The organism is Paramuribaculum intestinale (genome assembly GCF_003024925.1).
In the GTDB taxonomy this organism is placed as follows: Bacteria; Bacteroidota; Bacteroidia; order Bacteroidales; family Muribaculaceae; genus Paramuribaculum; species Paramuribaculum intestinale.
On the sequence record NZ_PUED01000117.1, the window covers coordinates 1 to 8,296 of the forward strand.

8 protein-coding genes are annotated in these 8,296 nt (G+C 49.3%); all 8 read left to right on the top strand.

The features are described 5' to 3' along the window. Nucleotides 1-395 (top strand): tyrosine-type recombinase/integrase (locus C5O24_RS09030; RefSeq protein ID WP_205961084.1); only part of this gene is annotated, 395 nt, incomplete at its 5' end. Between the two features lie 284 nt (nucleotides 396-679). Then, complete coding sequence (locus tag C5O24_RS09035) at nucleotides 680-1,027, top strand: helix-turn-helix domain-containing protein (RefSeq protein ID WP_107036414.1); 348 nt, start codon at nucleotides 680-682, stop codon at nucleotides 1,025-1,027. Between the two features lie 390 nt (nucleotides 1,028-1,417). After that, a complete protein-coding gene (locus C5O24_RS09040) occupies nucleotides 1,418-1,711 on the top strand; it encodes a hypothetical protein (RefSeq protein ID WP_148061086.1) in 294 nt (97 codons plus the stop codon). Beyond that, nucleotides 1,708-2,007: a hypothetical protein gene (locus C5O24_RS09045; RefSeq protein ID WP_107036416.1), complete on the top strand. Its 300-nt coding sequence runs from the start codon at nucleotides 1,708-1,710 to the stop codon at nucleotides 2,005-2,007. The genes C5O24_RS09040 and C5O24_RS09045 overlap by 4 nt, the downstream gene beginning before the upstream one ends. Before the next feature lie 22 nt (nucleotides 2,008-2,029). Beyond that, entirely contained in the window at nucleotides 2,030-3,412 is a 1,383-nt protein-coding gene (locus C5O24_RS09050) for a DUF3945 domain-containing protein (RefSeq protein ID WP_107036417.1), read from the top strand. A 49-nt stretch (nucleotides 3,413-3,461) separates the two neighbouring features. Next, complete coding sequence (locus tag C5O24_RS09055) at nucleotides 3,462-4,454, top strand: DNA topoisomerase (protein ID WP_107036418.1); 993 nt, start codon at nucleotides 3,462-3,464, stop codon at nucleotides 4,452-4,454. A gap of 115 nt (nucleotides 4,455-4,569) precedes the next feature. Continuing rightward, entirely contained in the window at nucleotides 4,570-5,013 is a 444-nt protein-coding gene (locus tag C5O24_RS09060; protein WP_107681728.1) for a DUF1896 family protein, read from the top strand. Continuing rightward, on the top strand, nucleotides 5,003-8,296 hold a 3,294-nt coding region (locus C5O24_RS09065), incomplete at its 3' end, for a DUF8437 domain-containing protein (protein WP_500690281.1). The genes C5O24_RS09060 and C5O24_RS09065, both read left to right, overlap by 11 nt.

Here is an 8,296-nt window from a genome sequence, read left to right on the forward strand (position 1 = left end):
CCAACGGTGTGATGAGATTTGAGCAATGCAAAGTTGCCGGACGAAGCAAGGCGTGCGGTGTCGTCACCCCTCTCAGCCCGATGTTGATAAGCCTCATCGGAGAACCGGACAGCAAAAGCAATCCAAAGCAGCCGATTTTCAACCTGCCCAAATGGGACACCGGACTGATCCAGTTGAAAAAGTGGGTAAAGGCCGCTGAGATTGGAAAGAATATCACATGGCATTGTGCCCGTCATTCATTCGCGGTGAATATCCTTAATGCCGGAGCAAACATCAAAACGGTACAGTCGCTTATGGGGCATGCAGGACTTGAAATGACCGAGCGATACCTGCACGTCGTCGATGAACTGAAGCATAAGGCAATCAACAGTCTTCCATCCGTAAACTGGGCGTAGGCAAAGCCCTTCACATACGATTTTCATGGCCGTCCTTTCCGAACAACGGGAAGGACGGTTATTTTTTGACAGACATAGTGACAATTTTACGCCAATCTACTGCCATAGCGTGATTTACGCGAACTAAAAGGGGGATAATAAGTGTTAATTTCTTCGATGTCGCAGAAACTCCGTGATTCACGGTAATGCTTAACACAAAATTCACATTAACGATTGTCTGGATCGGACATACCCGCCAAATGGCGTATTTCTCAGGATACACACTCTGCGATGTCATATTATAAATGGATAATACAAACATTGTGGTGCTTTCCGTGGATCAACTGCGGGAGATTATTGAAACAACAGTCTGCGGATGTATTGAAAAAGTGATTGGAGCGTTTCAACCAAAACATGATTCAGACTCGGTGGATATAGACGGAGCGTTGGAATTCCTCAATTCCAATGGCTACCGCATAGCCAAGGGCCAACTGTATAAGGAAACTTCTGCCGGAAACATACCTTACCATAAATTCGGGCACAGGCTGCATTTCAAAATTTCGGAACTCAGGGACTGGGCGGAACTGCGCCTTGTCAGCGGCAATTCGGTGGGTACATATATTGGAATTAAAGGACGGAAACCACAAAGATAATCTTTTTAGAGTCAACGGATAAGCGATGGCAAAACATTGGCAAAACAATGGCAGAGGTCTGTCAGAGAATGATATGCCGTAGTGATGTTTTATTCCTGTAAAATCGCCCGAAACAAATCAATTTAGTTTTCAACAATGAAAAATACAAGAAGACCGCCTCCTACGGGAGCATGACGAAAGTCGCCGAATGATACGCTCCAATCAGAGCAAAAACTATAAACTAAACCCTAATTGGAGCATTTGTGTAACCCCATATCGCTCCCAAACACCTAATCACTCCTAAAAATGGATGGATACGTATTAGTACCAAGCAGCGAATTAAGTGCGATGAGAGCCATAATGGACCAGCTGCACTCCACTGTACAAACGCTGGCATTAAACCAGAGCAATATGCCGGCACAGCACAAACTTGACGAGAACGGATGTCGCCCTCTCACAGACAAGGAAAGGGAATACCGCATAAGCAAGACGGAAGTTCAGAACATTCTCGGAGTCAGCGAGAGAACCTTCTACCGCAGAATCAAGGAATACAACATATTGTCGATAGAGGACAACGGCAATCCGAAATTCATACTCGGTGATCTTCTCGATATAATCAGCTGCCACGGATTGAGCTGGCATCCCGCATCACTCAACAGGCTTCTCTCAAAAAGGGAGATCCGTTACAGACCATGCTACGTATGAGCACGAAATCAGAGAAACAGATGCTCGGACTTCTCCAGACCTTGCTTGACAAGGTTGACAGCCTTGAAAGGAAACTCGACTCACGCCACGGCAAGACCGATTCTTCCAATCCCGATGAGGAAGCGCGGTTATGGACTCCGAAAGATGTGCTGAGAAAATTCGGCCTCGGACTGAGGCAGCAGTACAATCTGCGCAAGAACGGAGTGCTGCCGTATGTCCAGAAGCACAAAAAAGGCCCCGTAGGCTATCTGCCTCCCGATGTTATCGGCTATTTCTTAGGTGACACGACACCTTGAAACAAATCTAAAAAGTAAAAAAATGGCACAAGACCAGACCCCAGAAAAAGACCAAGTGCTTATCGCCCACAATAAAGAGACAGGCGAGACAGGCGCAGTTGCCGGACTCAAAGAGGACGGCACCCCGGCGATGGCCGATGCAAAGACCTCCAAGCTCAGCGACCTTGTGGTGTTCAACATACACAAGAATCCGCTGGAGGCATTCCTTTCAAATTTTGTGAGGCAATGCAAGAACCCGTCACAATTCGGATTCTACAAGATTGATGCGGAGAATCTCGAAACGGTCGGCCCGGTGATACAGGACGCGCTGAAAGATCCGGAGGCAAACAAGGCTATGCTTGACCCGTCCAAGGTTGAGCCGAAGACTGAAAAGCGCTATCAGAAGATAGAGGCCGACAAGATCGACTGGAACGCGCTCAAGGAACGTTGGGGCATTGACCGCGACGAACTTGAAAAGCGCGGTGACTTGCAGGAAATGATGTATAACCGCAAATCAGGTCTTATCAACATCCGCCTCAATGTCGATGGCGATATGAAGACAGCCGCGGCAAGACTCGCTTTCAAGACCGATGAGAACGGCAATGTTAAAGTTGTCCCCTCGTTCGTCTGTGAGAAACCGGATCTCAGTCAGGAGTTCAACGGTGTAAAATTCACGGAGCAGGACAAGGAGAATCTGAAAAAGACCGGCAATCTCGGCCGCATAGCCGATGTAGTTGACAGGCAGACCGGAGAGGTCATTCCCTCGTTCATCAGCATAGACCGACTCACCAATGAGATTGTAAGCGTTCCGGCCAAACATATCTATGTAAAGGACACAATCGGCCAGACGAAACTTACAATGGCTGAAATAAATACTCTCAAAAGCGGTCAGCCTGTCAAGGACAAGCAGATAACTGACAAGAGCGGCAAGCAATACACTGTCACGCTACAAGTAAATGCAGACAGCCGCAGGGTCGAGTTTGTCCCCGATGAGAAAAAGCAGCGTCAGTCTCAGAATCAGGGCAACGGCGGCGAACTGAAACAGCGTCAATCAACATGGATGACAAAGGACGGTAAAATCAGACCCATCACAAAATGGAACGGTGTGCCCATGACAGAGCAGCAACAGGCCGACTACGTCGCCGGGAAAACGGTAGTCATGAGCAATATGGTTGACCAGAAGGGAAATCCCTGTACCGTGTATCTGACATTCAACCCGGAAAGCCAGCGTCCCAACTCATCATTCACTGACCCCCGTCAGGCTCAAACCGTCACCCCCGCCAACGAGAGCAAGACGCAGATGGCCGTGAACAACGAAGGCAAGACCAACGAGGCTACAAAAAAAGTAAACGAGCCTCTCCAGAAAGGTCAGACCGGGCCGAAGGATGAAACGCAAAAGAAAAAATCACGCGGAATGAAGATGTAAAAAATCTCTGACCGCATAATAAAAACACCCTCAAACAAAAAATAAAAGAATGAATAACAAAGTCATCATAACAGAAAGCCGCACTGTTGCCAAGGCGATCGCACAGGCACTCGGAGTAAACGTGCTCAACAAAGGATATTTCGGCAAAGGCAATATCGCAGTCACATGGACCGGCGGCAACATCATTTCCGCCACTCCCAAATCCAAGTTCCAGTTTTCGGTATGCTCCGATATGACAGCCGATGAGACCTTCTCTGAAAACTTCAACTTCAGTATCCGCAAGGACAGCAAGGGGAAAGGGCCGAAAGGCAACCGCCGCCCAAGCGACAAAGATATGGCGCAGGTCAGCATCATCGAGAAACTCTGGAAGAATGCCGATGTTGTTTACAACGCCATGAAGCCCTCCGCAAACGGAGAGGTGATCTTCGCGAGCCTCGCCATTTATATCAACGTGCCCCGTGAGATTGCGAGAGTGTGGCTCCGCTCCGTGACACGCCAGTCAATACTGGAAGCCATAGACAACCCTGTGGATAAAGTTCCCGGCTTCGGAGAGTTTCACGACAACGCGATAGCGGAATACACTATCGGGGCAAGACCGATGGAAGGTGTCAATGACCTCGGCGACGCTCCCGTTGAAAGAACCGTATGGTCAATGAAGAATCTGAAGCATGAAGGAAACAACCGTCGCGGCTGGTCTCCCGCAAAGACTACCGGAGTGGCATACTCGCTCTACAACAAGGGGCTTATCAGCTATCCCGATGATGAGCCGAAGACCGCCTTGCCGGAATATCTGAAAGAGTCGATCGCTTACTGCGCCGCCAACCTGAGCCATCACCCGACTTTGGGGATGAAAGCCAGAGCTGCCGACATAACTGGAGAGGAACCTATATGGACTGCCGACAGTAGCTACCATTCCCACCACGGCATCATCCCCACGGGATTATATCCCGTTGACCTCACTCCTGACGAGGAATACCTGTACAATCTCATCGCGGGACATTGCCTTGACATCTTTGCAACAGAAAATCCCGACAGCAAATAAATATGTAATATGGCGGGCGGGATAATCCCCGCCCGTCCTTTTACCGGCGCATAAGCCGGCGGCCGCTTCCTGACATAATACTCCATGCGGTCAAGCCACGATAATACATAACGATATGAAAGCCACGGAACAGACCGAACTGGATTTCTATGTGCAGTATCTTCGTGCCCATATAAAAGAACACCATTTTGAAAAAGAGGACAATACAAGATTTATAGAAAGCAGAGCCGACGCCGCTCTTGATACATATACCGGTGAATTTTCAGCCGGACACTCTCCGCACAGATGCCATGAAATGGCGATGCGCACTCTATTGGAAGGGTTATATGTGTCACGCTATGACGTAGTCCATGCCATCCTTGAAGAAGATTGCTGGAAAAGGTTGCCGTCATCGGTATGGGAAGTCACGGCAATACATCTGGCCGGACTGAAAAAAATAAATGAAATTCTTGACCGATATGAGGTCAACGGAGATTTTCTTGTGAAAGAGGAATATCCGTCACTGCGTTATGAGCTTCTCGGAGCGATAACCGATATACTCGACGGCTATGAGCTATAACCGCCAGCAGACCATGCGCGACAACATCGAGGCTATAAGGGTTGCCCTGCGCCTCGGTGTTGAACGCCGTGCGCCCAATGAATCGGAGCGCGACGAATTATCCAAGTATGCCGGATTCGGCGGCCTGAAATGTATCCTGAATGACGCTGATGAACTCGCCGATGCTGCCCGATGGAGCGAGAGCGACAGGCCGCTGTTCGCACAGACATTCCAGCTGCGGCAGATGATTCATGACTATTCCAAGAATGACCGGGAGTTTGCCGCCTACATGGACTCGCTGAAAGCATCCGTCCTGACCGCGTTCTATACTCCCGCGCCTGTTATTGACGCGTTGGCGGAAGCCCTGCGTGACAGAGGCGTGAAGATTGAAAAGTTCCTTGAACCGTCAGCGGGGCAAGGCGCTTTCGTTGATTCTTTCCTGCATCGCTACCCCGGAGCCGAAACGCTGGCATTTGAGAAAGACTTGCTTACGGGCAGAATATTGTCCGCATTGCATCCGTCAATATCAACCGAGATAAGCGGCTTTGAGAAGATTGATTCTGATTTTGAGGGATACTTTGATGTTGCCGCATCAAATATTCCTTTCGGGGACTTTGCGGTTGCCGACCCCCGATATGCAACAAGCAAGGAGATCGCTTACCGCCAGTCAACAAAGACTATCCACAATTACTTCTTTCTGAAGTCATTGGACTCCGTGCATGAGGGTGGCATAGTGGCATTTATTGCCTCACAGGGGGTGATGAATGCCGCCAGTCCCTTTGTGCGCATGGAAATGATGCGCCGTGCCGACCTTGTCGGTGCTTTCCGTCTGCCCAACAACACATTCTCCGACAATGCCGGAACTGATGCCGGGTCAGACCTGATTATTCTTCAGAAGCATACCAACAAAAAAGCGTTGTCGGCCGATGAGGAATTTTTTATCCAGTCCATTGTTGACAACGTGACAAAAGTTCCCAACAATAAATATTTTGCGGCGTTTCCACAGAATGTTATATGCACGGAGGCAAAGGTTGGCACAGACCAGTTCGGCAAACCGGCTGTCATCTATAAGCATGAGGGCGGAGTTGATGGTATTGCAGCCGATATGCGGAAGGCACTCGATGAATCGCTGAAACTGCGCCTCAATCTGGACTTCTATAATAACAGGACTCTTACACCTTCCACGCCTGAACCTCCCACGCCTGAATCTGTCAAGCGTTCCACCGAAAATAAGGTAGAAAAACCGAAGCGTGTTGCAGACACTCCATTGATGACGCAATACAAGGAGATGAAGAAGAAGCACCCGGACGCGATACTGATGTTCCGTGTGGGCGACTTCTATGAGATGATGGGGGGCGATGCTGTCAAGGCTTCGGAAATACTCGGCATAACACTGACCCGACGGCGCAACGGCAAAGCCGGCAGTATCGAACTGGCAGGTTTTCCGCATCATGCCCTCGACACCTATCTCCCCAAGCTCGTAAGGGCCGGGCAGCGCGTGGCTATATGCGAACAGCTTGAAGATCCAAAGCAGAAACAAACGGAGGAATTAAAGCCTACGGAAACTATAACGCCCCCGCCAACTGTTGAACCGGAGCCTACCCCTGCACCTGTTGAAACTCCAATGCCGGAAGCAAAGCCGCAACCGCAGGAGATTGAAACGGATGGCAGTCCTGACTTCAACGACAACCCCGACCCGCGTCTTTTCGCCTATAATCTTTTCGGGGAGCTGGAGCCGTTGCAGAAACCGAAGCGTCAGCCACGACATCCAAAGGCTCAGGAGGAAGAAAAACCGAAGCCATCCCCGAAAATAGAAATTTCAGATGCTACTGCCAAGAAATTCCGCCCGCTCTCCGAGAAAGAACTGGAATTTTACGGTTCTCTTAACTGGGAGGATAATCCGCCCATCAACGGCTTCTATGAAACGATGATGAGCATAGCACACCGCCAGATGGCGGAAATGGAAGCGGAGCGAGAGGCATTGGAGGCGGCAAAGAAAGAGACAATTACAGAAGACGGCACAATCATTGAAATATCAAAAGGTGATTTCGTCCCTCAGCCAAGAGTGTCATCGGCAGAAAAGACGGTGGCAATGCCGGAAGAAAAGGATATGTCGCCCCGTAAATTTTCGGAGGATATTCAGCATTTCCATCACAACGGCTCTATGGTCGTTGACAAGGGGCAGGTCGGTTTTCTTTCGGAGGTCCGCAAGAATAGTGCGACATTCACTCCGCTCCCAGTCAAACCGGAGCAGGAGAAACGCGCCATTCTCTATATAACCATGTCGGAAACGTATCAGCAGCTCTATCACTATGAGGCTGAAACGCATGAGGAAAATGCTGATATGCGTGAACACCTCAATGAATATTATGATGAGTTCGTGGAGAGATACGGCAACCTCAACGAGAAAGCAAATGTGAAATTCATTCTTATGGATGCCAACGGGCGTGACGCGCTGGCACTTGAACGGGCCGAAAACGGTCAGTATGTCAAGGCAGACATTTTCGATCATCCTGTTTCATTCGCCATTGATGAGATAACATCGGTTGATACCCCGATGGAAGCATTGTCAGCCTCGCTTAATAAATTCGGCGGCGTGAATCTTGAATATATGTCGTCGCTTGTCGGCATGGGCGAGGATGAAATGACCGAGGCTTTGCAGGGACACATATATTATAATCCTCTTGTGGAGAATTATGAGATCGCTGACCGGTTCATAGCCGGAAATGTAGTGAAGAAAGCCGAGGATGTTCAGGCATGGATTGAACGTGAGGAAGAACGCATCAAAGGGTTCCCCGGATTTGACGGCATTGAGCCGTTCATCGCTTTGTCGAAAGACTCGTTGAAGGCATTGGAGGAAGCCACGCCACGGAAGATTGCATTTGATGAGCTTGATTTCAATTTCGGTGAACGGTGGATACCGACACAGCTGTACTCCGACTATATGAGTTGCCTGTATGCAACCGATGTGAAAATCAACTATTCCTCATCTATGGATGAATTCTCATGTGACGCCCGCCGCAAGAACATGAAGATATGGGAGGAATATTGCGTGCGCGGCTATTACCGTGTCTATGACGGCATGAGCCTGTTGAAACACGCACTGCACAACACCGTACCTGACATAAAGAAATCCATAGGCAAGGATGACAACGGCAATGACATAAAGGTGCCGGATGCCGAGGCGATACAGCTCGCAAACGCCAAGATTGACGAGATCCGAAACGGATTCTCCGAATGGCTGGAGAAACAGCCGGCCGAGGTAAAGGACAGTCTTGTGAATCTGTATAACCGCAAGTTCAAC